The organism is Enterococcus sp. DIV1304_2, from assembly GCF_050555445.1.
Lineage (GTDB): Bacteria > Bacillota > Bacilli > Lactobacillales > Enterococcaceae > Enterococcus_B > Enterococcus_B pernyi.
The window spans coordinates 1,787,983-1,813,760 of sequence record NZ_CP187851.1 but is presented as its reverse complement, the minus strand read 5'-3'; the positions used below and the strand labels follow the sequence as shown (position 1 = coordinate 1,813,760).

At 39.9% G+C, this 25,778-nt stretch carries 22 protein-coding genes and 1 pseudogene; 20 read left to right on the top strand and 3 right to left on the bottom strand.

Annotated elements, in window-relative coordinates:
- Positions 1–10 precede the first annotated feature (10 nt).
- Positions 11–436, top strand: a complete 426-nt coding sequence (locus tag IGJ14_RS08330) for an EndoU domain-containing protein (protein WP_019722837.1) — start codon at positions 11–13, stop codon at positions 434–436.
- Positions 437–452: 16 nt separating this feature from the next.
- Here IGJ14_RS08330 and IGJ14_RS08325 read toward each other — a convergent pair whose 3' ends face one another.
- From IGJ14_RS08325 to IGJ14_RS08315, 3 genes are all read right to left on the bottom strand, one after another.
- The gene (locus IGJ14_RS08325) at positions 453–1,436 is read right to left on the bottom strand and encodes a hypothetical protein (RefSeq protein WP_019722836.1); all 984 of its coding nucleotides are present in this window, start codon (positions 1,434–1,436) and stop codon (positions 453–455) included.
- Positions 1,437–1,481: 45 nt separating this feature from the next.
- The gene (locus IGJ14_RS08320; RefSeq protein ID WP_019722835.1) at positions 1,482–2,462 is read right to left on the bottom strand and encodes a hypothetical protein; all 981 of its coding nucleotides are present in this window, start codon (positions 2,460–2,462) and stop codon (positions 1,482–1,484) included.
- 405 nt (positions 2,463–2,867) lie between these two features.
- Complete coding sequence (locus IGJ14_RS08315; protein ID WP_010735183.1) at positions 2,868–3,347, bottom strand: arginine repressor; 480 nt, start codon at positions 3,345–3,347, stop codon at positions 2,868–2,870.
- 374 nt (positions 3,348–3,721) lie between these two features.
- Between IGJ14_RS08315 and rpsB the strand changes: the two genes are divergently transcribed.
- The 19 genes and pseudogenes from rpsB to IGJ14_RS08220 all read left to right on the top strand — a co-directional run bounded on the left by rpsB (position 3,722) and on the right by IGJ14_RS08220 (position 25,777).
- Positions 3,722–4,504 (top strand): 30S ribosomal protein S2, encoded by a 783-nt coding sequence (rpsB, locus tag IGJ14_RS08310; RefSeq protein ID WP_010735184.1) that lies wholly within the window; start codon positions 3,722–3,724, stop codon positions 4,502–4,504.
- Positions 4,505–4,606: 102 nt separating this feature from the next.
- The gene (tsf, locus tag IGJ14_RS08305) at positions 4,607–5,488 is read left to right on the top strand and encodes a translation elongation factor Ts (RefSeq protein WP_019722834.1); all 882 of its coding nucleotides are present in this window, start codon (positions 4,607–4,609) and stop codon (positions 5,486–5,488) included.
- 234 nt (positions 5,489–5,722) lie between these two features.
- On the top strand, positions 5,723–6,445 hold the full coding sequence (gene pyrH, locus IGJ14_RS08300; RefSeq protein WP_010735186.1) for a UMP kinase: 723 nt from the start codon (positions 5,723–5,725) through the stop codon (positions 6,443–6,445).
- Between the two features lie 3 nt (positions 6,446–6,448).
- Positions 6,449–7,006, top strand: coding sequence for a ribosome recycling factor (gene frr, locus IGJ14_RS08295; protein ID WP_065095887.1), 558 nt, complete (start codon positions 6,449–6,451; stop codon positions 7,004–7,006).
- Positions 7,007–7,186: 180 nt separating this feature from the next.
- Positions 7,187–7,993 carry an isoprenyl transferase gene (locus IGJ14_RS08290; RefSeq protein ID WP_010735188.1) on the top strand — a complete coding sequence of 269 codons (807 nt, stop codon included), beginning with the start codon at positions 7,187–7,189 and terminating at the stop codon, positions 7,991–7,993.
- Positions 7,990–8,790 (top strand): phosphatidate cytidylyltransferase, encoded by an 801-nt coding sequence (locus IGJ14_RS08285; protein WP_019723223.1) that lies wholly within the window; start codon positions 7,990–7,992, stop codon positions 8,788–8,790. Before IGJ14_RS08290 ends, IGJ14_RS08285 begins: the two co-directional genes overlap by 4 nt.
- A gap of 199 nt (positions 8,791–8,989) precedes the next feature.
- Complete coding sequence (gene rseP / locus IGJ14_RS08280; protein ID WP_019723222.1) at positions 8,990–10,258, top strand: RIP metalloprotease RseP; 1,269 nt, start codon at positions 8,990–8,992, stop codon at positions 10,256–10,258.
- 58 nt (positions 10,259–10,316) lie between these two features.
- On the top strand, positions 10,317–12,026 hold the full coding sequence (locus IGJ14_RS08275; RefSeq protein WP_019723221.1) for a proline--tRNA ligase: 1,710 nt from the start codon (positions 10,317–10,319) through the stop codon (positions 12,024–12,026).
- 522 nt (positions 12,027–12,548) lie between these two features.
- Complete coding sequence (locus tag IGJ14_RS08270; RefSeq protein WP_019723220.1) at positions 12,549–16,901, top strand: PolC-type DNA polymerase III; 4,353 nt, start codon at positions 12,549–12,551, stop codon at positions 16,899–16,901.
- 205 nt (positions 16,902–17,106) lie between these two features.
- Entirely contained in the window at positions 17,107–17,580 is a 474-nt protein-coding gene (rimP, locus tag IGJ14_RS08265) for a ribosome maturation factor RimP (RefSeq protein ID WP_019723219.1), read from the top strand.
- 21 nt (positions 17,581–17,601) lie between these two features.
- Complete coding sequence (gene nusA, locus IGJ14_RS08260; RefSeq protein WP_019723218.1) at positions 17,602–18,789, top strand: transcription termination factor NusA; 1,188 nt, start codon at positions 17,602–17,604, stop codon at positions 18,787–18,789.
- Positions 18,790–18,812: 23 nt separating this feature from the next.
- On the top strand, positions 18,813–19,106 hold the full coding sequence (gene rnpM, locus IGJ14_RS08255) for an RNase P modulator RnpM (protein ID WP_010735195.1): 294 nt from the start codon (positions 18,813–18,815) through the stop codon (positions 19,104–19,106).
- Positions 19,103–19,414, top strand: coding sequence for a YlxQ-related RNA-binding protein (locus tag IGJ14_RS08250; protein WP_010735196.1), 312 nt, complete (start codon positions 19,103–19,105; stop codon positions 19,412–19,414). The genes rnpM and IGJ14_RS08250 overlap by 4 nt, the downstream gene beginning before the upstream one ends.
- Before the next feature lie 12 nt (positions 19,415–19,426).
- Positions 19,427–19,567, top strand: a pseudogene (locus tag IGJ14_RS08245) (translation initiation factor IF-2 N-terminal domain-containing protein); the annotation flags it as partial.
- Positions 19,562–21,913 (top strand): translation initiation factor IF-2, encoded by a 2,352-nt coding sequence (gene infB / locus IGJ14_RS08240; protein WP_375060626.1) that lies wholly within the window; start codon positions 19,562–19,564, stop codon positions 21,911–21,913. The pseudogene IGJ14_RS08245 and the gene infB, both read left to right, overlap by 6 nt.
- Positions 21,914–21,937: 24 nt before the next feature.
- On the top strand, positions 21,938–22,285 hold the full coding sequence (rbfA, locus tag IGJ14_RS08235) for a 30S ribosome-binding factor RbfA (RefSeq protein WP_010735198.1): 348 nt from the start codon (positions 21,938–21,940) through the stop codon (positions 22,283–22,285).
- A gap of 639 nt (positions 22,286–22,924) precedes the next feature.
- A complete protein-coding gene (gene truB, locus IGJ14_RS08230; RefSeq protein ID WP_108144584.1) occupies positions 22,925–23,848 on the top strand; it encodes a tRNA pseudouridine(55) synthase TruB in 924 nt (307 codons plus the stop codon).
- 7 nt (positions 23,849–23,855) lie between these two features.
- Positions 23,856–24,800, top strand: coding sequence for a riboflavin biosynthesis protein RibF (ribF, locus tag IGJ14_RS08225; RefSeq protein ID WP_430607491.1), 945 nt, complete (start codon positions 23,856–23,858; stop codon positions 24,798–24,800).
- Positions 24,801–24,991: 191 nt separating this feature from the next.
- Positions 24,992–25,777 (top strand): glucose-1-dehydrogenase, encoded by a 786-nt coding sequence (locus IGJ14_RS08220; protein ID WP_019724461.1) that lies wholly within the window; start codon positions 24,992–24,994, stop codon positions 25,775–25,777.
- Position 25,778: the final 1 nt, after the last annotated feature.

The window sequence follows — 25,778 nt, the reverse complement described above, 5'->3', positions numbered from 1 at the left end:
AGTAGAAAAATTGAAAATCACTGAATACTATAACCGTAAAGCCTTGCGTCATGTAGCGGGAGAGGTAAGACCGGGGAAAGATGGTGTACCTGTACTTAAAGGTGCTCATTCACGCCGCCCTGATTTTTATAATCCAGACAGTGGAGTGGATTATGAACCAACTGGGACAGTGGTGGAAGGACGACCTTTTGAGGCGAAAGTTAGATATGATGGGAGATATAAGAATACAGAATCTACTGTTTTTCCTGACAATTGGGATGCAGAGAAAATTACGAGTGAAGTAGAGCAAATTGTAAAAAAAGAGGTTCCGAATATACCAGGTGGACATGATTTTGTGGGAACAGATAGTAGCGGGGAAATTGAAATCAAGGGTAGAGCTAACGTAAAAGCAAACGGTAAAATAACTGTTGTAACAGCTTATCCACTTATCAAATAAAAAACGTGGTACTTGGTTAATCCAAGTGCCACATTTCTTTATATTTATGAATTTCATACTGAAAATCCTCTGGAGTATACTGATTACGCCAGTAATACAAATTGAAAACCATATATTCGCTGATGATATTGTTAATTGTTTCGACCAGTTCTTTAGGTAATTCTAGATACTCAGCGTTGGGAATCCCACCTTTAAAATAATCTCCACAATAGTTACTTCCTTGACTGTAGGGAGTAAAGTTAAAAATAGGAGTACTGTTGTAATATATTGTATATTCCGTATAAGATAAGCTCAAAATTGGATCATCAGCTTCATACTCTTCGGGATCGTATCCCCATTCAGCTATGAAACGTCCATCATCTGGGCCAAAATCAATGAATGTTTCGTCATGAATAATTGTTAATCGGTAATCAAGTTTACTTAGTTGCTTCTCTAAAAATATAGTATTTTTGTTAACAGCTTCTAGAGAACGATGTTTAGGATCTGTCAAATCCATTGGTAAACTAATAATTTCTCCTGGTCCAATGAATTGTGTTGGTCGGTTATAAGGTTCTAACCTTTCCTGGTCTAATTGTTTTTCTGAAAATAAGTCTTTCCAATAGAAGAGATTATGCGCTTGATAATCATGGATAACTTTTAGGATAGTGTGATCAATCATCTTTAATATTTTTCTTGCCGAATTTGAATTTCCTCCAGGTCTTCTATAAGATTCGTAAATCCATTCACCATAAGGAGTAAACCAGTAAAAGGGATAATTCCTATATTTTAGCTGATATTCTGAATACACAAAATGTTCCATCGAATGATTTGCCACGCGAGGATCCCAGTAAATCGACGAAAGTTGTGGAAAAACCTCTGGACCGTAATCAATAAAGTTATCCTTATGTATCAAAGTCAAATCTGGATCGATTGCATGAAATTTTTGTGTAAGTTCTTCTGTCATTTTTTTGATCTCTGCTTGTGGTCGACGGTTGGGATCGACAAAGGGGAAGAAGGTCATAGTTACTATCCTTTCTGTTCAAGATTTTATTTTTTGAATAAACTGTTAAAATAAAGTCCACCATTCTTTATCTTCACGTATTTTACTTTGAAATTGTTCTGGGGTATAGGTTTCCCGCCAGTAGTATTTGTTGTAAAGCATATATTTTCTCATAATCACTTCAATCGCATCATCTAACACCTTATTTAGCCCCAGATACTTAACATTAGTAATTCCACCATTAAAGAAGTCGCCATGAAAACACGTTCCTATACTATTAGGAGAGAGACTGTAAATAGGTATCTGGTTAAAATAAATATTATATTCATAATTAGATATGGTAGCAATTGGATCATCAGGCTCATCTTGTTCAGAGTCATAAGGCGCATCAGCTAATAAATGACCAATTTCTGGTCCAAAATCAATAAATGAATCATCGTGAGTAAGAGTTAAGTGAAAATCTAACTGTCTCAGCTGTGTCTCTAGAAATTCAGTATTTTTTTTAACAGCTGCTAAAGGTCGGTACTTTGGATCACTGAAATCAAATGGGGAGTTCCATATATTTGTGTCTCCGATTATTTGTTGATTTTGTTTATATAGGGCCAAAGCATGTTGTGCGAATTGTTTTTGTGAAAACAAATCTTTCCAATAAATAAGATTATGAACTTGACAATCTCGAATGACTTCAAGAATTGCATCATTAATGCTACTTACTTTTTTTTGCAAATTTTTTTCATGACTATCTGGTAATCGTGATTTATCAATAATCACACCATAAGGGGTAACCCAATAAGCAGTATAGAACTTACCTTTTAAACGATACTCCGAATACACAAAATATTCCATCGGATGATTCGGTACACGAGGGTCCCAATAAATTTTCGATAGCTTTGGAAATACCTCTGGACCATAATCAATAAAGTTATCATTATGTATCAAAGTCAAATCTGGATCGATTGCATGGAACTTTTGAGTGAGTTCTTCTGTCATTTTTTTGATTTCTGCTTGTGGTCGACGATTGGGATCGATAAAGGGGAAGAAGGTCATAATCGTTTTTCCTTTCTATGCTATAAAAGTTTTTTAAATTAAAGTATGACATGTAAATAAGGAGTGTGGGGGACTGTTTTTTCGTCAATCAGAAAAAAGTGGGGATTTATAATGGAACAAGCAATAACTGCCTAATTCAAAGTGAACGAAGCTTTATATGATTTTTAGCGCTTGTTGTGTTTCTCCATGAGATTTGTATTTATTCTACTAGTGGAAAACATTACTATTGTTGTTTCTATGAGGCATTGAGTGCGAGGTATAGCGGAACTTTCGTAGTAACTGAAGGTTAAGTCAACTTGAGAGAGGTTCATGGATCTTCTCCAGTATTGATTTAAATAAAAAAAGATGCTGGCAAATTTCACCAACATCAAAAAATATATATACAATTACTATCTGTTATGGCATTTAAAAAATTGTTGCTGTAGTGGGATGATGCAAGAAGTTTTCAACTAACTGCGCATCTTCATCATCTTTTGAAATAATGATCGTTGTATCGAAACCAGCGATGGTACTGACGATATGTGGCGGTTTGATTTCATCTAAGACAGCAGCAAACAACGGGGCATTATCTGGTAAGGTATGGACGATAGTCAAAAAATGAACTCGTTCCACTTTTAACACGATATCTTCAATCATCTGGATCAAACGTTTTTCATCTTCGCTTTTTGATTCAGCTGTCTCCTTTTCTTTGAACAGGACAAAATGGGAAACACCATTTTCATCAGGCGCCTTGACGATTTTTAAGTCACGTATATCTCTGGAAATCGTCGCTTGAGTCGCAGATACACCCATTTCAGTCAGCTTAGCTAACATTTCATCTTGTGTACGGATCGTATAATCTTCAATGATTTGTTTAATCAACAAGTGTCGCTCAGTTTTTCGCATTTTAGTTCTCCTTTAACGAAACTTTTCACAAGTATCATAACAAAAAAACGTTGAATTGCCCATCTTTATTTTCCAGTTACCTGTTTATTTTTTCACGAATTGCTTATAAAAAAACAAAGAAATAAAGTAAAAAAATGAGAGGGAGAAAAAGAAGACACAAAAAAATAAGTAAGTTGATTTTTTTTCTTGAAATTTATGCCCAATTCAGTTAAACTATTGAATGTTGAGCAGAAAAAGATCACTTTGGTGTATCTTACGTCACTACTCAATAAATCCACATTCTTGTTGGATCGTTGGTCGGTGCTTGAAAAAGTTGGCTAGCGAGTTGGAAGACAAGAAGAGGGAAAATAAAAACCAAATCGGAGGAAACAAACATGGCAGTAATTTCAATGAAACAATTACTAGAAGCCGGCGTACACTTTGGTCACCAAACTCGTCGCTGGAACCCAAAAATGAAGAAATACATCTTCACAGAAAGAAACGGAATCTACATTATTGACTTGCAAAAAACAGTTAAATTAGTAGATGCAGCTTACGATTACATGAAGAGCGTAGCAGAAGAAGGCGGCGTTGCTTTATTCGTAGGTACGAAAAAACAAGCACAAGAAGCAATCAAAGATGAAGCTACTCGTGCTGGACAATACTTTGTAAACCACCGTTGGTTAGGTGGAACATTGACAAACTGGGATACGATCCAAAAACGTATCGCTCGTTTGAAACAAATCAATGCAATGGAAGAAGATGGAACTTTTGCAGTTCTACCTAAAAAAGAAGTTGCTGGTTTGAACAAACAACGTGAACGTCTTGAAAAATTCTTAGGTGGTATCGCTGATATGCCAAGAATCCCAGATGTAATGTACATCGTTGACCCACGTAAAGAACGCATTGCCGTTCAAGAAGCACACAAATTGAATATCCCAATCGTAGCAATGGTTGATACAAACTGTGATCCAGATGAAATCGACGTAGTTATCCCATCAAACGACGACGCAATTCGTGCCGTTAAATTGATTACTTCAAAAATGGCTGATGCTTTCATCGAAGGAAATCAAGGGGAAGATCAAGTAGTTGAAGAAGATTTTTCAGCAGAAAACACAGCGACTTCAATCGAAGAAATCGTTGATGTTGTTGAAGGCGACAACTCTTCAGCAGAATAATTTTTAAATGATGGAGCTGTTTCAAAGGCTAGGCGACAAGCCTCACTCTCCTTTGAAACAGCTTTTTTTAAAGAAAAAGCATACAACTAGGAGGAAGTAAAAATGGCAGACGTTACAGCTAAAATGGTAAAAGAACTACGCGACATGACTGGCGTAGGTATGATGGATGCGAAAAAAGCATTGGTTGAAGTTGAAGGTGACATCGAAAAAGCAGTAGATCTTTTACGTGAAAAAGGAATGGCTAAAGCTGCGAAGAAAAACGATCGTATCGCCGCTGAAGGTCTTGCTTCAGTTGCAGTGAAAGGGAATACTGCAGCAATCGTTGAAGTTAACTCAGAAACAGACTTCGTTTCTAAAAACGAAATGTTCCAAGATTTAGTAAAAGAAATCGCTGAACTAGTTGCTGAAAACAAACCAGCTGACATGGACGAAGCAATGAAAATCAAAACATCAAAAGGAACAGTTGAATCTGACTTGATCGAAGCAACACAAGTTATCGGTGAAAAAATCAGCTTCCGTCGTTTTGAAGTAATCGAAAAAGATGACAACGCTGCATTTGGTGGTTACCTACACATGGGTGGACGTATTGCTGTATTAGCTGTTTTAGAAGGTACAACTGACGAAGCAGTAGCTAGAGACGTAGCGATGCACGTAGCAGCGATCAACCCTCGTTATGTAAACGAAACACAAATCCCTGAAGCTGAATTAGATCACGAACGTACAGTCTTGACTGAACAAGCATTGAACGAAGGCAAACCAGCGAACATCGTTGAAAAAATGGTTGAAGGACGCTTAAACAAATTTAAAGCTGAAATCGCATTGGTTGACCAACCATTCGTTAAAGATCCTGATATGACTGTTGAAAAATATGTTGCTTCTAAAGGCGCAACTGTGAAATCATTTGTCCGCTTTGAAGTCGGCGAAGGTATCGAAAAACGCGAAGATAACTTTGTAGAAGAAGTAATGAACCAAGTGAAAAAATAATCCGGTTTACGGACTTGTTTAATGGTACGATGTTTGGTCCAAAGAAAATAGAGATCATTCTGCATTTTCTTTGTGACCACATCGGTTCCATCGCTTATTTGAATGAAATGAGGAGCAGCGACATTCGTCACAGCTCTTTTTTTTAGGGCAAGAGATATCAAGAGCATAGGTATTTTCGTGCCTAAACTATCTGGATATGGTAGAATGTCAATAGAAAATATTGGAGGAATGAACATGGTCACACCAAAATATCAGCGTGTCGTCTTAAAATTAAGTGGAGAAGCTTTAGCTGGAGATGAAGGGTTTGGAATCAAACCACCAGTTATCAAAGAAATCATCCAAGAGATCAAAGAAGTCCACGAGTTAGGCGTAGAGATGGCAATTGTTGTCGGCGGTGGAAATATCTGGCGCGGTCAAATTGGCGCACAAATGGGGATGGAACGTGCACAAGCGGATTACATGGGCATGTTAGCAACTGTGATGAATGCTTTAGCATTACAAGATACATTAGAAAATGTTGGTGTTCCTACACGCGTCCAAACCTCAATTGAAATGCGACAAATCGCAGAACCATACATCCGTCGTAAAGCAGAGCGTCATTTAGAGAAAGGGCGCATCGTTATTTTTGCCGGTGGTACTGGAAACCCTTATTTTTCTACAGATACAACTGCGGCATTACGTGCAGCTGAAATTGGCGCTGATGTTATTTTAATGGCTAAGAACAATGTTGACGGTGTTTATTCTGCCGATCCAAAAATCGATTCAACAGCAGTGAAATTCGATGAATTGACACACATGGAAGTCATTGCAAAAGGATTACAAGTAATGGATTCAACTGCTAGTTCATTGAGTATGGACAATGATATTCCGTTACTTGTGTTCAATCTTAATGAACATGGAAACATTCGCCGAGCAATCTTAGGTGAAAATATCGGAACAACCGTAAGGGGGAAATAAACAATGGCAGATGCAATTATGACAGAAGCAAAAGACAAGATGCAAAAAGCAGCACAAAATCTACAACGTGAACTTGGACAGATCCGTGCCGGCCGTGCGAATGCGAGCTTATTAGATCGTATTACTGTTAATTATTATGGCGCACCAACACCATTGAACCAATTAGCATCGATCCAGATCCCAGAAGCAAGAGTATTGATGATCACACCATTCGATAAAAGTGTGCTTCAAGACATCGAAAAATCGATCATGGCAAGCGACATCGGTATCAGCCCAACAAATGATGGAAATGTGATTCGTTTAGTCATTCCTCAGTTAACAGAAGAACGTCGGAAAGAATTAGCGAAAGACGTGAAAAAAGAAGCTGAAAATGCGAAAATCGCTGTCCGTAACATTCGTCGTGATGCAATCGATGAATACAAAAAACAACAAAAAAATGGCGATATCACAGAAGATGATTTGCGCGACTTAGAAAAAGAAGTGCAAACTTTGACAGATAACAGTATCAAAGAAGTGGATAATATCGCTGCAGACAAAGAAAAAGAATTGCTTGAAGTATAAGAATCAATAAAGACAGGTGGACAGTGTGAAGTGCTGTCTCCTGTTTTTTACTTTTTGACTAAGAAAAACTAAAAAATCCTTTGAATTTGCGTAAAAAAAGGGCTATACCATAGGAAATAACGATAGATATTGCTATAATGGTAAAGATAGTTGTAATTTTTTAGTATGGGAGGAAAAAGAATGTTACGTTTTTTTCCGCAAAAAAACAAATATATTCAAGAAAAAAGTGAGCACCATTTTGATGCGCAGAGAGATATCCCGAAACATATCGCCATCATCATGGATGGGAATGGTCGTTGGGCACAAAACCGTCGTCTTCCACGAGTGGCTGGCCACAAAGAAGGCATGGAAACCGTTAAGAAAGTCACTAAAAAAGCTTCTCGACTTGGGGTAAAGGTGTTAACGCTCTATGCGTTTTCAACCGAAAATTGGAAACGTCCAAAAGAGGAAGTCAATTTTTTGATGCAATTACCTGTAGACTTTTTTGATACGTTCGTCCCTGAGTTGATTGCTGAAAATGTCAAGGTACAAGTGATGGGCTATGAAGAACTCTTACCGGAACATACGCAAGATGCAGTACGCCGTGCCATTGAACAAACCAAAGAAAATACGGGAATGATCTTAAACTTCGCACTGAATTATGGTAGTCGGGCAGAAATCATCTCTGCAGTCAAAGCAATCAGTGAACAAGTAAAAGAAAACGATCTTTCTACGGAAGACATCGACGAGGACATGATCGCGGATCATTTGATGACCGGTTTCTTACCTCCCGAACTTCGCGATCCAGGATTAGTCATCCGGACAAGTGGCGAAGAACGGATCAGTAATTTCTTATTGTGGCAGATTGCTTATAGTGAATTATATTTTTCAAAAGCCTTATGGCCAGATTTTGACGGTGCCCATTTAGAAGAAGCAATTGCTTCTTATCAACATCGAGACCGTCGTTTTGGTGGCGTAAAAAGTGTAGATAAAGGAGAACAATCATGAAGCAACGTGTGATCACTGCGGTCGTAGCATTGGCATTATTTATTCCGATCATTTGGATCGGAGGAATTGGTCTTGAGCTAGTAGCGGCTTTATTAGCAGTAGTTGGTGTCTATGAACTTTTTCGTATGAAAGGATTGACACTATTAAGTTTTGAAGGAGTTCTTTCTGCTGTTGGTGCAGTTTTTCTTGTCCTGCCGAAAGAGCGCTGGTTTTTCTTTTTACCTGAACAAACAAATGAATTTATGTTGTTTTATTTGACTGTGATGATCCTATTGGGTGCCGCTGTCTTCTCAAAAAATATGTATACGATCGATGAAGCTGGTTTTCCAGTTGTTACCAGTTTATATGTCGGTTTTGGTTTTCAAAACTTTGTTAGTGCGCGTACAGAAGGAATCAACGTATTGCTTTTTGGCTTGTTCATCGTTTGGGCAACCGATATTGGCGCATATCTAGTTGGTAGACGTTTTGGTAAGCGTAAGCTATGGCCAGATATCTCACCCAACAAAACGATTGAAGGTGCATTAGGGGGAATAGGTAGTGCGTTAGTTGTTGCCTTACTATATTTCTTACTTTATCCACCACAAGAATTGTTTGGACATGGCTTATTCGTCATGTTACTCCTAACGATCATTCTATCGATCGTAGGCCAATTTGGGGATCTAGTCGAGTCGGCAATTAAACGCCACTATGAGGTCAAAGATTCAGGGAACATTTTACCTGGACATGGTGGGATCTTAGATCGATTCGATAGTCTATTGTTCGTCTTTCCAGTCATGTACTTATTTGGATTGATATAAATAAAAATTCTGTAAAAGAAGCTTCCGAAGCCAAAAGTTTTTCGTCCGTCAATCAGACACGATCGGTAAGGAGATTCTTTACAGGATTTTTATTTTTTACATCTTAATAGGTGCTTGGTGAAGTGTCGATAATATGGTAAAATTAAGTAGTTTTATTTTAACTGAATAAAAAATAATGATTAATGTAAAGGAGAATAGGATGAGAACAATTATCACGTTCATTATCGTTTTTGGCATCTTAGTGATCGTACATGAATTTGGCCACTTCTTCTTTGCGAAACGATCAGGAATCCTAGTTCGCGAGTTTGCGATTGGCATGGGACCTAAAATCTACGGTCATCAAGCAAAAGACGGCACGACTTATACATTGCGTTTGTTACCGATCGGTGGCTATGTGAGGATGGCTGGGAATGGGGACGACGAAACGGAAATGGCCCCAGGAATGCCGTTATCACTCTTGATGGATTCAGATCATGTCGTAAAGAAAATCAATTTAAGCAAAAAGATCCAATTGACCAATGCGATCCCGATGGAATTGATCCGTTATGATCTTGATGAAGCACTTACGATCACAGGTTATGTGAATGGTGATGAAACGCAAGAAGTAACGTATGCAGTGGATCACGATGCTTCGATCATCGAGGCGGATGGGACTGAATTGAGGATCGCACCGAGAGATGTGCAGTTCCAATCAGCCAAATTATGGCAACGAATGTTAACGAACTTTGCAGGTCCAATGAATAATTTTATTCTAGCGATTCTATTATTCATCGTATTAGCGTTCATGCAAGGCGGGGTGACAGTCACAAATACCAACCAAATTGGTGTTGTTACGCCAGACGGAGCTGCGGCTGCAGCTGGACTGAAAGAAAATGATGAAATTCTTTCAGTAGAGGGAAAATCAATCCGAACATGGAATGATCTGACAGCGATCATTACTGAAAATCCAGATAAACCACTTGATTTTGAAGTTGAACGAAATGGACAGGTTTCTTCTGTTGAAGTGACACCGAAAGCAATTGAGTCGAATGGTGAAAAAATTGGTCAACTTGGGATACAAGCACCAATGAAAACTGGCTTCTTCGATAAGATCATCGGTGGAACACAACGTGCATTTAGTAGCTCTTTGGAAATATTCAAAGCATTAGGTTCATTATTTACCGGCTTTAGCTTGGACAAATTGGGTGGACCGGTGATGATGTTCCAATTGTCTTCTGAGGCAGCGAATCAAGGGATCATGACAGTGATTGGTTTGATGGCGATCTTATCCATGAATTTAGGGATCGTCAATTTATTACCGATTCCAGCATTAGATGGTGGAAAACTAGTCTTGAATATTTTTGAAGGTGTCCGTGGTAAACCACTTAGTCAGGAAAAAGAAGGCGTTTTGACGCTCGTTGGTTTTGGCTTCCTGATGCTATTGATGGTATTAGTAACATGGAATGACATTCAACGATTCTTTTTCTAGAAAAAGTAGGGTATAATGACATGCGTTAGATTATTTGAGGAATAAAGGAGTTTATATAATGAGACAATCAAAAATGTTGATTCCAACATTAAGAGAAGTTCCAAATGATGCGGAAGTATTAAGTCATCAAATCTTACTACGTGCCGGTTACATTCGTCAGGTTTCAGCTGGGATCTATTCTTACTTACCACTTGCAAATCGTGTATTAGAAAAATTAAAAACGATCATGCGCGAAGAATTTGAAAAAATCGGCGCAGTAGAAATGTTGATGCCAGCGATTCTACCTGCTGAGTTATGGCAAGAATCTGGTCGTTATGAGACATACGGTCCCAACTTATACCGCTTGAATGATCGCAACGATCGTCAGATGATCTTAGGACCAACACATGAAGAAACATTTACAGAATTGATCCGTGACGAAGTCAATTCATACAAAAAATTACCTTTGAATCTTTATCAGATCCAAGCAAAATACCGTGACGAAAAACGTCCTCGTTTCGGACTATTACGTGGACGCGAATTTATCATGAAAGATGCATATTCTTTCCATGCGTCTCAAGAGAGTTTGGATGAAACATACAAAGATTACGAAAAAGCATATACAGAGATCTTTAAGCGTTGTGGTCTAGAGTTCCGCGCGATCATCGGTGACGGTGGCGCGATGGGCGGAAAAGACTCAAAAGAATTTATGGCGATTTCAGAAATTGGTGAAGACACGATTTGTTATTCAACAGAAAGTGACTATGCAGCAAACTTAGAGATGGCGACGAGCTACTATGTGCCAAAAAAATCCCATGAAACACAATTGGAAATGGAAAAGAAAGAAACATCAGATGTGAAAACCATCGAAGAAGTTGCAGCTTTCTTTGACGTTCAACCACAAAAAATCATTAAATCTGTACTCTTCACAGCAGATGAGCAGCCTGTTTTAGTTTTAGTTCGAGGCGATCATGAAGTCAATGATGTGAAATTGAAAAACTTCTTAGGTGCAGATTTCTTAGAAGAAGCAACAGAGGAAGAAGCGAAAAACTATTTAGGCGCTGATTTTGGATCCGTTGGACCAATCGGAGTGTCTGAAGAAGTCAAAGTTTATGCGGATCGTCACGTACAAGATCTGGCAAACGCAATTGCGGGAGCGAATGAAACTGGCTACCATTATATCAATGTCAATCCAGAACGTGATTTCAATGTCCTAGCATATGAAGACTTACGCTTTGTCCAAGAAGGCGATCCTTCGCCAGATAATAATGGCGTATTAGCTTTCACTCGAGGAATCGAGATCGGGCATATCTTCAAACTAGGTACACGTTATAGTGAATCGATGGGCGCTACTGTTCTTGATGAAAATGGTCGTGAAAAACACGTGATCATGGGTTGCTATGGTATCGGTGTGAGCCGTCTGCTTTCAGCAATCGTTGAACAAAATGCAGACGAAAACGGTATTCACTGGCCAAAAGGCATTGCACCATTTGATCTACATGTCGTACAAATGAACTTAAAAGATGAGTTCCAAACGAACTTGACGAATGAAGTGGAAAAAGCAATGAACGAAGCTGGTTATCAAGTACTTGTTGATGATCGCAATGAGCGTGCAGGTGTTAAGTTTGCTGATTCTGACTTGATCGGATGTCCAATCCGTATCACCGTCGGTAAAAAAGCAGTAGATGGCATCGTCGAAGTGAAAATCAAAAAAACAGGTGAAATGGTCGAAGTTCGGAAAGAAGAACTTGTGAATACATTACCGATTTTATTGAATCAAGGCGAATAAACAGAGTGGAAAAGTCGTATCAGTCTTTTAGAAGACGGAAGCGACTTTTTCATTTCCTTTGGTGATTAGGATAAAGGGTGTTCAAGAAGCAACACTTCAATAATAAGCCAAAAAAATCAAAAATGAAAAAGCCATTTTCGATTTTTCTGTCTTATTACTCAGTGCTGACCGCTTCTTTCACAACCTGATAAACGGTGTTCGAAAGCTAACTCCTACGATATTAAGCCAAAATTTGAAAAAATATGAGAAGCTATTTTCTCAAATTCTTTCTTAATACTCGGAGTTGACCAGCTTTCTCACAACCTTGATAAACGGTGTTCAAGAAGCATCACTTCAATAATAAGCCAAAAAAATCAAAAATGAAAAAGCCATTTTCGATTTTCCTGTCTTATTACTCAGTGCTGACCGCTTCTTTCACAACCTTAATGAAAATTTCCCCAAAAAGGGTTATACTAAATAGTATTGAAAAGTAAGGGTCGGAAATGGAATGATTTCTGGTCTTGACAGAAAGGGCGTATATTTTTGTCAGAAAAACGAGAGTTATTTGAGAAATTATTGGAGCAGATCCAATTAGAAGAAACAGAAAAAGCACATCCGCTTATTTCTGCTGGTGAAATGGAACAGGTGGTGGTCCATCGTAAATCTCGTCTGTGGGAGTTTACGTTACGTTTTCCAGCTATTTTGCCTGTGATGCTTTATCGCTCGTTGGTGCAGCATGTCATGCTTGCTTTCAAAGAGATTGCTGAGGTGAAGATCACAGTTCAAGCGGCGGATCAAACATTCGATGAACAACTCTTACAAGATTATTGGTCGCAAGCACTGGAAAGTCAGCAGTGCGATACGCCTTTAGTGCAAAAGGTGTTAAAGACGCAAGTGCCAACGATCAAAGATCATAAGGTGATTTTGCCTGTTGATGGTGAGGGAGCGATCGGCTATCTTAAACAACAATATCTACCATTAGTAGAACAGTTATTTGTCAGTTACGGCTTTCCTAAGTTTCGGATCGAACCAGAAGTTGATGAGCAGCAAGCAGAAAGAGTCCTAAAGCTTTTTGAAGAAAGACGACAAGAACAGGCTGAGGCGTTTATGAAACAAGCGGCTGAAAGCTTGATTGTCCATGAACAAAAGAAAAAAGAGCGCAAAGAGCAATTGCCAGCGCTTGACGGTCCGATCCAACTAGGTAGAAATATCCCGAACGATGAGCCAATCACACCGATGATCAATATTTTGGAAGAGGAACGCCGAGTAACGATCGAAGGCTACGTGTTCGATAAAGAAGTACGCGAGCTTCGTTCCAAACGTAAAATTTTGACATTGAAGATCACAGATTACACTTCTTCATTTATCGTCAAAAAGTTTTCAAATAATGAAAAAGATGAACAAATCTTTGAAGCAATAAGTACGGGTAGTTGGTTGAAAGTTCGTGGGAGTGTCCAAGAAGACACGTTTGTTCGTGACCTAGTGATGAATGCCCAAGACATTTTAGAAGTCAAACATGCACCACGTAAAGATTATTCTCCTGAAGGGGAAAAGCGTGTCGAATTACATCTTCATAGTAATATGAGTACCATGGATGCGACGAATAATATCGCAGATCTTGTGGCACAAGCAGGTAAGTGGGGACATAAAGCAATTGCAATCACTGACCATGGCGGTGCACAAGCATTTCCAGAGGCACATAGTGCGGGGAAAAAAGCTGGTGTGAAGATCTTGTATGGTGTCGAAGCGAATGTGGTCGATGATGGGGTACCGATTGCGTATAATGACGCCCATGATTCATTGAGTGAATCTACTTATGTCGTGTTTGACGTGGAGACAACAGGTTTGTCTGCTGTTTATGATACGATCATCGAGCTAGCTGCTGTTAAGATGTACAAAGGAAATGTCATCGAAAGTTTTGATGAATTTATCGATCCTGGACATCCCTTATCCCGAACGACGATTGATTTGACAGGGATCACGGATGAAATGGTCCGCGGTTCAAAATCAGAAGAAGAAGTTTTACGCTTATTTTTAGAATTCTCAAAAGATGCGATCTTGGTCGCCCATAATGCGGCATTCGATATGGGATTCTTGAATACAAGTTATGCCAAATACAACATCCCAGAAGCAGCTAATCCAGTTATAGATACCTTAGAATTAGCTCGTTATTTATATCCACAATTCAAACGGTTTGGTTTAGGTGTGCTATCCAAAAAATTCGGAGTTAGCTTGGAACAGCATCACCGCGCGATCTATGATGCGGAAGCAACCGGACATCTGGCTTGGATATTTATCAAAGAAGCGATGGAAAACCATGAAATGTATTATCACGATCAGTTGAATGCCCATGTTGGTGAGGGGGATTCTTACAAACGTGCGCGACCTTTCCATGTCACATTATTGGCTAAAAACCAAGCTGGATTAAAAGACTTGTTCAAATTGATCTCGATGTCAAACGTTGATTATTTTGAACGTGTGCCACGAATCCCTCGGTCGCAACTGAAAAAATTCCGACAAGATCTATTAGTTGGCTCTGCCTGTGACAAAGGTGAGATTTTTGAAGCCATGATGCAAAAAGGGGTAGAAGAAGCACGTAACCGCGCGAAGTTCTATGACTATATCGAAGTCATGCCTAAAGCTGTCTATGCACCACTCCTGGAGCAAGAGCTTGTCAAAAATGAACATGATCTAGAAGAAATCATCCGTAACTTAGTAGAAATCGGTAAATCATTGGATAAAATCGTTGTAGCGACAGGAAATGTCCACTATCTAAATGAAGAAGATGCGATCTACCGTAAAATCTTGGTCAATTCGATGGGGGGAGCCAATCCATTGAATCGTCATAGTCTGCCTGAAGTGCATTTCAGAACGACGGATGAGATGCTGACTGCATTCACCTTCTTAGGTACAGATTTAGCAAAAGAAATCGTGGTAGAAAATACCAATAAGATTGCGGATATCTGTGAAGAAGTCGTGCCAGTTAAAGATGAGTTGTATACGCCTAAAATCCCTGGGTCGGAAGATGAAATCACGGATCTAAGTTATACGAAGGCAAAGCAAATGTATGGTGATCCATTACCGGATATCGTAGAAAAGCGTCTGAAAAAAGAACTGGATTCGATCAATGGTAATGGCTTCTCAGTGATTTATTTGATTTCGCAGAAGTTAGTGCATAAAAGTAATGAAGATGGCTATTTAGTTGGTTCGCGTGGTTCTGTCGGCTCTAGTTTCGTCGCAACCATGACCGGGATCACAGAGGTCAATCCATTGGCACCCCATTACTATTGCCCGGATTGTCAGTATTCGGAATTTTATGAAGATGGAACTTATGGTTCAGGATTTGATATGCCTGAGAAAAAATGTCCAAAATGCGGCACTCGTTTAAACAAAGATGGGCATGATATTCCGTTTGAAACATTCTTAGGTTTCCATGGCGATAAAGTACCCGATATCGATTTGAACTTCTCAGGGGATTATCAAGCAGAAGCCCATCATTATACGAAAGTATTGTTTGGCGAAGAGTATGTCTATCGTGCGGGAACGATCGGTACTGTTGCGGATAAGACGGCGTATGGATTCGTTAAAGGGTTTGAACGTGATCATAATTTGCATTACCGAAGCGCCGAAGTGGATCGCTTAGCCAAAGGTGCTACTGGAGTCAAGCGGACGACTGGTCAGCATCCAGGGGGGATCATTGTTATCCCCGATTATATGGATGTATATGACTTCACGCCGATCCAATATCCGGCAGACGATCAGAATTCAGAATGGAAAACGACCCACTTTGATTTCCACTCGATCCATGACAATGTTTTGAAACTTGATATCCTGGGGCACGATGATCCAACGGTGATCCGGATGTTGCAAGATTTATCCGGGATTGATCCACAAACGATCCCAACAGATGATCCGGAAGTGATGCGGATCTTTTCTGGTCCCGAAGTCTTGGGAGTCACACAAGAACAAATTTATTCTAAAACTGGTACGTTAGGGATACCGGAATTTGGTACACGCTTCGTTCGTGGAATGTTAGAGGAAACACACCCAACGACTTTTGCGGAATTATTGCAGATCTCTGGTTTGTCTCACGGGACTGACGTTTGGCTTGGAAACGCAGAGGAATTGATCAAACGTGGCGACGCGACGCTTGCTGAAGTAATCGGCTGTCGTGATGATATCATGGTTTATTTGATCCATGCTGGCTTAGATAGTGGGATGGCGTTCAAAATCATGGAGACGGTGCGTAAAGGATTATGGAATAAGATCCCTGACGAATTGCGTGAAACGTATTTGACCGCAATGAAAGAAAATAATGTACCTGACTGGTACATTGATTCTTGTTCGAAGATCAAGTATATGTTCCCGAAAGCCCATGCGGCTGCTTATGTCTTGATGGCGCTACGGGTTGCGTATTTCAAAGTTTATTTCCCGATATTATATTACTGTGCTTATTTCTCTGTTCGTGCAGATGACTTTAATCTTGTCGCTATGTGCAAAGGAAAAGAAGCGGTCAAAGAAGCCATGAAAGAAATCACGGACAAAGGGTTAGATGCTTCTGTGAAAGAAAAGAATCAGTTGACGGTTTTAGAGTTAGCTAACGAAATGTTGGAACGTGGGTTGAAATTTGGGATGATCGATTTATATAAATCCGACGCAGTAAACTTTGTGATCGAAGGGGATACGCTGATTGCGCCATTCCGCGCGGTACCAAGTTTAGGAGCCAACGTAGCGAAACAAATCGTTGAAGCGAGAAAAGATGGTCCTTTCTTATCCAAAGAAGACTTGGCAACTCGTGGGAAAGTCTCAAAAACGTTGATCGAGTATATGACAGAAAATGGTGTCTTGAAAGATTTACCCGACGAAAACCAATTATCGTTATTTGATATGTTATAAAAGTCAATCCAAGAAATGAAAATGAATCAAAATGAAAGCAAAGACTAGTAATGCTCGCTGCAAGTTGCATCTAACGATATGGCTTGTCATTTAGAGTAATTTATGTTATAGTTATTTAAGGTAATGATACTAACTGTGAGTGAGCGGAATTTTCGCTCACTCTTTTTAATGGAATTACGGATCTAATTTTAAGGAGGCGAAATCTTTGAGTAGCGTCGTTGAAACAGTCACAGAAATGGTGACACCGATCTTAGATGAACAAAAGTTTGAGCTAGTAGAAGTAGAATTTGTCAAAGAAGGAAAAAACTGGTTTTTACGGGTGTTTATAGATAAAGAAGGCGGAATCGACATTGAAGAATGCGCATTTGTCAGTGAAAAATTAAGTGAAAAACTTGATACGACAGAGCCAGACCCGATACCACAAGCATATTTCCTAGAGGTATCTTCTCCAGGCGCAGAACGCCCTTTGAAAAAAGAGGCAGATTATGAAAAAGCACGAGGAGAGTATATCCATGTGTCTTTATATCAACCAGTTGACGGAGAAAAACAATACGAAGGGTTTCTCCAATCATTTGATGCTGAACAGCTTACATTGAAGATACGCATAAAGACACGGGAAAAAGAAATTGTTTTTGACCGTAAGAATATTGCCAAAGCTCGCTTAGCAATCCAATTTTAATCACGGAGAGGAAACAGAAGAATGAGTAAAGAAATGTTGAACGCGTTAGATGCTTTAGAGGCTGAAAAAGGAATCTCAAAAGAAATCGTGATCGACGCTTTAGAAGCTGCGTTAGTTTCTGCATACAAACGCCATTACGGGCAAGCACAAAACGTAGAAGTAGAATTTGAACAAAAAAAAGGCAAGATCCATGTCTATGCAGTGAAAGAAGTCACCGAAGAAGTGATGGACTCACAATTAGAAGTATCTTTGAAAGACGCCTTGTTGATCAATCCTGCTTACGAGATCGGTGACAAGATCCGTTTTGAAGTCACACCAAAAGATTTCGGTCGTATCGCTGCTCAAACAGCGAAGCAAGTCATTTTGCAACGTGTACGTGAAGCAGAACGCACGATCATCTATAACGAATTCAGTGCTTATGAAAAAGACATTATGCAAGGGATCGTTGAACGTCAAGACAAACGTTATATCTATGTCAATTTAGGTAAAATCGAAGCAGTCCTATCAAAACAAGACCAAATGCCAAATGAATTCTATCAACCACATGATCGTATCAAAGTATATGTATCTCGTGTTGAGAATACATCAAAAGGCCCTCAAGTCTTTGTTAGCCGTAGTCATCCTGATCTTTTGCGTCGCTTGTTCGAACAAGAAGTACCAGAAGTTTATGATGGACTTGTTGAAATCGTCAGCGTTGCTAGAGAAGCAGGCGATCGTTCAAAAGTGGCTGTTCGCTCAACTGATCCGAATATCGATGCTGTCGGGACTTGTGTCGGTCCTAAAGGCCAACGTGTCCAAGCAATCGTGAATGAGTTGAAGGGCGAAAACATGGATATCGTTGAGTGGGATGAAGACCCTGCGGTGTTCATTGCGAACGCATTGAATCCTTCACAAGTCGTGGATGTCATTTTTGACGAACAAAATCCAAAAGCTTGTACGGTCGTTGTACCGGATTATCAATTGTCATTGGCAATCGGTAAACGCGGACAAAATGCGCGTCTAGCAGCCAAATTGACGAACCACAAAATCGACATCAAATCAGAGTCAGACATGACTGAATTCTATGAGAAAAAAGCTCAGGCAGAAGCAGCGATCTCTGAAGAATTACACGATGAAGCAATCATCCAATCAGATTTGACAGATGATGAATATCAAACAATCGCGTTTGAAGACGAAACAACTGAAGTAACTGAACAAGAAGAAATTTAACTGCTAGTGAAGGAGGCAAAGAGATGAAACAAAGGAAGATCCCTTTACGCAAATCTGTGGTTTCAGGTGAAATGAAACCAAAAAAAGAGATGATTCGTGTCACACGTTCAAAAGAAGGTGTGGTATCGATCGATCCTACTGGAAAAATGCCTGGACGAGGAGCGTATGTCTCACTTGAGCCGGAGGAAGTACAACAAGCTTGGGATAAACATCTCTTGGATCGTGTACTTGAAGCTAAGCTAACAGATGAATTTTATCAAGAACTATTAGATTACGTCACTCACCAAAAAGCCCGAAAAGAGCTATTTGGCGAATGAATGGAATGAATCGGCAAAAAGCCATGAATCTTATTGGTCTAGCGATGCGTGCAGGGAAAATGATCACAGGTGAAGAATTGACGATCGGAGACATCCGTCGCCAAAAAGCCAAGATCGTTTTCGTCGCAAGTGATGCCAGTGAGAATACCAGAAAAAAAATCAAAGATAAGAGTTCGTACTACGAAGTTCCTTGCTTTGAGCTGTTTTCTGAGGAAGAAATCACGCAGATGATCGGTAAACCTCGGAAAGTGATAGGAATCACGGACACCGGCTTTGCAAAAAAGGTCAAGGAGCTAATTGAAGGTTAGGAAGGTGATTGCATGGGCAATAAACGAATTTATGAACTAGCGAAAGAATGGAACAAGTCTAGTAAAGAGGTCGTTGATAAAGCGCAGAAACTTGGAATCGATGTGAAAAATCACATGGGTGCAGTCAGCACACAAGATGAAAAGAAACTGCAACAAGCGTTCAACCAACCACAGCAGAAAAAGCAACCAGTACAAAAAGCAAACCAAAAACCAGCCGGACAACAGCCAAGTAACCAAAAGAAAACAAACGAACCATCGAACCAACAAAAAAATAAAAGTAACCGCAACTATCAAGATCGCGGTCAAGGGAGCGGTCAAGTGAATCAAGGAAAAAACCAATCAACAAATCAGAATAAGAGTAATCAGACAGGTGGAAACAATCAAAACCGTCAAGGAAATACTCAAAACAATAATCAAAATCGCCAAGGAAACAACCAAGGCAGTAACCAAAACCGTCAGGGAACTACCCAAGGAAACAACCAAGGTAGCAACCAAAACCGTCAGGGAACTACCAACAGCCAAGGTAGCAACCAAAACCGCCAAGGCTCTACCCAAGGAAACACTCAGGGCAGTAACCAAAACCGTCAAGGAGCGAACCAAGGCGGTGGACAAAATAGAAACAACAACAATCGCGGCAAATTCAACAATAACAACCGCAATCGTTTCAACAAAAAAGGGAAAAAAGGCAAACAACAAACGTCAAACAAGCCAGCAGTCCCACCACGTAAATTCCGTGAGTTACCTGAAGTATTAGAATATACAGAAGGTATGAACGTTGCAGATATCGCGAAGAAAATTCATCGCGAACCAGCAGAGATCATTAAAAAATTATTTATGTTAGGTGTAATGGTCAACCAAAACCAAGCATTAGATAAAGATACGATCGAATTGTTAGCAACAGACTACGGTATGGAACCACAAGAAAAAATCCAAGTAGATATCGCGGATATCGACAAATTCTTTGAAGCGGATGAAGTGAATCCAGAAAAATTAGTTTCACGTCCGCCAGTTGTAACGATCATGGGTCACGTTGACCATGGGAAAACAACTTTACTAGATACTTTACGTCATTCACGTGTAACAAGCGGAGAAGCCGGTGGTATCACACAGCATATCGGTGCGTATCAAATCGATATCGATGGCAAACCAATCACATTCTTGGATACACCAGGACATGCTGCCTTTACAAGTATGCGTGCGCGTGGTGCAAGTATCACTGATATCACGATTTTAGTTGTTGCCGCAGATGATGGCGTAATGCCACAGACTGTAGAAGCGATCAACCATGCGAAAGCAGCTGGTGTCCCAATCATCGTTGCAGTCAACAAAATCGATAAACCTGGTGCAAATCCACAACATGTGATGCAAGAATTAAGTGAATATGAATTGATTCCTGAAGCATGGGGTGGCGAAACGATTTTTGTAGAAATCTCAGCGAAATTCGGTCAAAATATCGAAGAACTATTAGAAATGATTCTTTTAGTCGCTGAAGTGGAAGACTTAAAAGCTGATCCAACACAACGTGCAATCGGTACAGTGATCGAAGCACGACTAGACAAAGGAAAAGGTCCTGTGACAACATTACTTGTTCAACAAGGTTCATTGAATGTTGGAGACCCAATCGTTGTCGGAAACACTTACGGTCGTGTACGTGTAATGGTCAACGACTTAGGACGCCGTGAAAAAACAGCTGGACCAGCAACACCAGTTGAAATCACAGGATTGAATGATGTACCTCAAGCAGGCGATCGTTTTGTTGTCTTTGAAGACGAGAAAACAGCTCGTGCGGCGGGTGAAGAACGCGGCAAACGTGCGATGTTAGAACAACGTGCAGCAACTAGTCGTGTAACATTGGATAACTTGTTTGAAAGCTTAAAAGAAGGCGAATTAAAAGAAGTCAATGTCATCATCAAGGCTGACGTACAAGGTTCAGCAGAAGCATTAGCTGCTTCATTGAAGAAGATCGACGTTGAAGGCGTACGTGTCAAGATCGTCCATTCAGCTGTTGGAGCAATCAATGAAAGTGATGTGACGCTTGCTGCGGCAAGTAATGCGATCATCATTGGTTTCAATGTTCGTCCGACACCACAAGCGAAAATCCAAGCAGATACAGAAGAAGTGGATATCCGTCTTCACCGTATCATCTACAAAGCCATCGAAGAAATCGAAACAGCGATGAAAGGGATGCTAGATCCTGAGTTTGAAGAGAAAATCACTGGTCAAATGACTGTCCGTGAAACCTTCAAAGTATCAAAAGTTGGAACGATCGCTGGTGCCTTTGTCACTGATGGTTACATTCGTCGTGATAGCGGTGTGCGTGTCATTCGTGATGGCATCGTCATTTTCGAAGGACAATTAGCAAGCTTGAAACGCTTCAAAGACGATGTTAAAGAAGTGAAAATGGGCTTTGAATGTGGAGCAATGGTTGAGAAATTCAATGATCTTAAAGTAGACGATGTTATCGAAGGCTTTATCATGGAAGAAATCAAAGTCGACTAATTTAAAAAAAGGAGGCCGCTCAATATGGCTAACTATCGTGACCGCAGAGTCGGTCAAGAAATTTTAAAAGAAGTGAATGATATCTTACGCAAAAAGGTACGTGATCCACGTGTGGAAAACGTAACGATCACAGATGTGCATGTCACAGGTGATCTGCAACAAGCAACGATTTATTATAGCCTTTTATCTGACTTAGCCTCAGATAAGAAAAAAGCGCAAGAAGGGTTGAATAAAGCAAGTGGACTGATTCGTCGGGAATTAGGACATAACATGAGCATTTATAAAACACCTGAATTGACGTTTGAGCTAGACGAATCAGTTGTATATGGTAACCACATCGATGAATTATTGCGTAATTTGAACAAAGACTAATGTTCTGACGAGTTGACTCGTTCGTATCAATGGTCAAACAGAGGTCGGGACAGAAGTGTTCAGCCTCGAGAAATAAGGCGCCATCCACGAAAATTGTTCTTCAAATTTTTGTGGATGGCGCCTTATTTCCGAAGAGGTTACTTCTGTTCCCGCCGTTTATTCGGTTTTAGGTGGTGGGAGAGAACTAATGTCCCACTCCCTGTTTTTTTGTTGTATATTTTCATTCGACACTAGTGAGAGCAAGACGAAATACAACGAAAGAATCAAAAATTGAAAGTGCCATTTCCGAATTTTTTCGTTGTATTCGTAGCAGATGATCATCGCTGAATTGTCCGCTTTTGGGGAAAACATGTTTCATCATAAAAGCAAAATATGAGAATTGACTGATCAAAGAATCATCCGATCATTTACCAGATAACCACTTGTATAACCAATCAAAAGGTGCAAAGAAAAGATTTTCCATAGGTGCTCCCTCCTTTACAAAAAGAATACCACCTTTCTATTTACAACAGTGTGAACTTTTGTTACGTTTATGTTTCTAAAACAAAATAATCGTACATTTAAGGATCAATCCCGTCAGTTATTGTTCCTATGTGTTATAATAATTCAGTTAATACTTAAAAGAATGGAGAACAAAAGATGGAAGGCTTATTACCTTTATGGAAAGAACGCGGCATGACTAGCCACGATTGTGTATTCAAATTACGAAAAATTTTACATACAAAGAAAATCGGACATGGTGGGACATTAGATCCTGATGTAGATGGTGTTCTTCCAATTTGTATTGGTAAAGCCACTAAAGTCATTGAATATCTGACGGATTCGGGGAAGACCTACAAAGGAGAAATCACACTTGGCTACAGTACGACGACTGAAGATAAATCAGGAGAAGTCGTCGAACAGCGAGCTGTAATTGAAGCGTTGACAGAGGACCAAGTAGATGAAGCAATGGCTGCTTTTGTCGGTGAGATCACACAGATCCCTCCGATGTACTCGGCTGTGAAAGTCAATGGCAGACGTTTATATGAATATGCGCGAAACAATGAAACGGTGGAACGACCTGTTCGCAAGGCACAGATCTATCGTTTTGAACGAACGAGCGAAATCATCTGGTCAAAAGAAGCAGGGACCGTTTCGTGGCGGTTTGAAGTCGAATGTGGCAAAGGCACCTATGTTCGGACGTTGGCTGTTGATACGGGGAGTAAGTTGGGCTATCCGGCGCATATGTCAGATTTGACGAGAACAGCTAGTGCTGGCATGGATGAATCCCAAGCAATTACTTTAGCTGAAGTAGCATCATATATGGAAAATGGCACGATCGACGAATATTTATTACCCATTGAAACAGGTGTAGCAAAGTTCAAACAGGTCGATATCGATGAAACAGTGTGGCAGAAAGTCAAGAATGGTATGCGTTTAGATTACCAAGTATTCGGTTTATCAGAGATGCCATCAGAAGAAATTGCCCTTTTCTATCAAGGAAAAGTAGTGAGTATCTACCAACCAAATCCAAAAGAAAAAAATAAGTTGAAACCAAGTAAAGTTTTAAGAAATGAGGTTTAATGTAAAAATGGAAATCATCAAAATCAGACACCCTTATCAAGTTTCTCAAATTCCGAAAGAAGACGTCGTATTGATCTTAGGTTTCTTTGACGGAGTTCATTTAGGACATCAGAAAGTGATTGAGACGGGGCGAGAGATTGCTCAAAGAGAGGGTCTGAAATTGGCACTGATGACATTTAATCAACATCCGTCAATCGTCTTTAAAAAAATCAATCCAAGTAGTGTCAAATACTTGACTACGTTAGAACAAAAAGAAGCAAAAATGGCAGAACTTGGTATCGATTATCTTTACGAAATTGAATTTACTTCTGCTTTTGCCCACTTAGCCCCTCAAGATTTCGTTGATCAATATATTGTGGGACTCAATGCTAAGTATGCTGTTTCTGGTTTTGACTATACGTATGGTCCAAAAGAAATTGCGGATGTTCCTCATCTTCCTGGTTATGCAGAAGGTCGCTTTGAAGTGGTCACTGTACCAAAAGAGCAACAAGAAGGGGAAAAAATCAGTTCTTCACGGATCCGTCAAGACTTGGATGCTGGGGATGTCGCGAGTGTGGCTCATTTACTCGGTTACATTTATGAAATCGACGGTGTGGTCATCCATGGGGACGCACGTGGTCGTTTATTAGGATTTCCGACAGCCAATGTCAAAGTCAAAAGCACCGTGCATTTACCAAAAGTGGGTGTCTATGTTTGTGAAATCAAAATCGGTGACACGTGGTACCCAGCGATGGGATCGATCGGTCATAACGACACGTTCGGTGATGGACGTGAATTGACAGTCGAACTGTATATTCTAGATTTTGACCAAGATATCTATGGAGAACATGTCTACATTCGTTGGCACGAATTTATCCGAGATCAAGTGAAGTTTGATGGAGCAGAAGCTCTGATCGAACAATTGAAAGCTGACGAACAAGCAACTGCTGATTTTTTTGAACATGTTGAGTGAGCCAATATCGTATTCGAGAATAAGGAAGAAGCCCGATCAGTGATGCTGAAGGGCTTTCTTTTTTTGGAAAGAATTTTTTAGTGCGTATGATTTGCTTTCACCTACACTGCGTAGTGTACACTGTCTTTATAGCTAATAACGAATGTTTTAAAAAATTTGTTATTAATGTGATAAAAGAAAGGGTGTCTTCTATGTATAAAGAATTAGAACAGAAAGTAGCTGTAGTAACTGGCGGGTCCAAAGGGATCGGTACAGCCATTTCTCAGCGTTTTGGAGAAGAGAAAATGAAAGTCGTTGTAAATTACCATTCTGATGCTGATGGAGCCGAAGAAACAGTAAAAACGATTGAAGAAGCTGGAGGTCAAGCTTTAGCAGTCAAAGCTGATGTGGGGACAGAAGAAGGCGTGCAGACTCTGATTGATCAAGCGATAGAAGCCTATGGTCAGTTGGATGTTTGGGTCAACAATGCTGGAACGGAAAACCAAAAGCCAACGCATGAATTAAGCTTGGAAGAATGGGAAACCGTGATGCAAGTCAACTTGACTGGTGTGTTTTTAGGAACAAAAGCTGCTATCAATTATTTCAAGAAATATAAAGTAAAAGGAAACATCATCAATCTTTCCTCTGTCCATGAACAAATCCCGTGGCCGACCTTTTCACATTATGCCGCTTCAAAAGGTGGGGTAAAACTATTCACACAAAGTGTAGCCATGGAATATGCACCTGAAGGAATACGTATCAATAGTATTGGACCAGGAGCAATCAAAACACCGATCAATGCCGAAAAATTTGATGATCCAGAGCAAAAAGCAACGACAGAAAGCATGATCCCGATGGAACGTATCGGAAAACCAAGTGAAGTTGCGGCTGCGGCTGCATGGTTGGCTTCAGATGAATCAAGCTACGTCACAGGTATCACATTGTTTGTAGACGGTGGTATGACTCTTTATCCTTCATTTCAAGGTGGGAAAGGGTAGG

Excerpts from the sequence above, each read along its gene's own strand:
- pyrH (WP_010735186.1), top strand. The coding sequence starts at position 5,723 with ATGGTCACACCAAAATATCAGCGTGTCGTCTTAAAATTAAGTGGAGAA.
- frr (WP_065095887.1), top strand. The coding sequence starts at position 6,449 with ATGGCAGATGCAATTATGACAGAAGCAAAAGACAAGATGCAAAAAGCA.
- truB (WP_108144584.1), top strand. The coding sequence starts at position 22,925 with ATGGAAGGCTTATTACCTTTATGGAAAGAACGCGGCATGACTAGCCAC.
- rbfA (WP_010735198.1), top strand. The coding sequence starts at position 21,938 with ATGGCTAACTATCGTGACCGCAGAGTCGGTCAAGAAATTTTAAAAGAA.
- rseP (WP_019723222.1), top strand. The coding sequence starts at position 8,990 with ATGAGAACAATTATCACGTTCATTATCGTTTTTGGCATCTTAGTGATC.
- IGJ14_RS08250 (WP_010735196.1), top strand. The coding sequence starts at position 19,103 with ATGAATGGAATGAATCGGCAAAAAGCCATGAATCTTATTGGTCTAGCG.
- IGJ14_RS08320 (WP_019722835.1), bottom strand. The coding sequence starts at position 2,462 with ATGACCTTCTTCCCCTTTATCGATCCCAATCGTCGACCACAAGCAGAA.
- nusA (WP_019723218.1), top strand. The coding sequence starts at position 17,602 with ATGAGTAAAGAAATGTTGAACGCGTTAGATGCTTTAGAGGCTGAAAAA.
- rpsB (WP_010735184.1), top strand. The coding sequence starts at position 3,722 with ATGGCAGTAATTTCAATGAAACAATTACTAGAAGCCGGCGTACACTTT.
- rnpM (WP_010735195.1), top strand. The coding sequence starts at position 18,813 with ATGAAACAAAGGAAGATCCCTTTACGCAAATCTGTGGTTTCAGGTGAA.
- ribF (WP_430607491.1), top strand. The coding sequence starts at position 23,856 with ATGGAAATCATCAAAATCAGACACCCTTATCAAGTTTCTCAAATTCCG.
- IGJ14_RS08290 (WP_010735188.1), top strand. The coding sequence starts at position 7,187 with ATGTTACGTTTTTTTCCGCAAAAAAACAAATATATTCAAGAAAAAAGT.
- tsf (WP_019722834.1), top strand. The coding sequence starts at position 4,607 with ATGGCAGACGTTACAGCTAAAATGGTAAAAGAACTACGCGACATGACT.
- IGJ14_RS08220 (WP_019724461.1), top strand. The coding sequence starts at position 24,992 with ATGTATAAAGAATTAGAACAGAAAGTAGCTGTAGTAACTGGCGGGTCC.
- IGJ14_RS08325 (WP_019722836.1), bottom strand. The coding sequence starts at position 1,436 with ATGACCTTCTTCCCCTTTGTCGATCCCAACCGTCGACCACAAGCAGAG.
- IGJ14_RS08315 (WP_010735183.1), bottom strand. The coding sequence starts at position 3,347 with ATGCGAAAAACTGAGCGACACTTGTTGATTAAACAAATCATTGAAGAT.
- IGJ14_RS08275 (WP_019723221.1), top strand. The coding sequence starts at position 10,317 with ATGAGACAATCAAAAATGTTGATTCCAACATTAAGAGAAGTTCCAAAT.
- IGJ14_RS08285 (WP_019723223.1), top strand. The coding sequence starts at position 7,990 with ATGAAGCAACGTGTGATCACTGCGGTCGTAGCATTGGCATTATTTATT.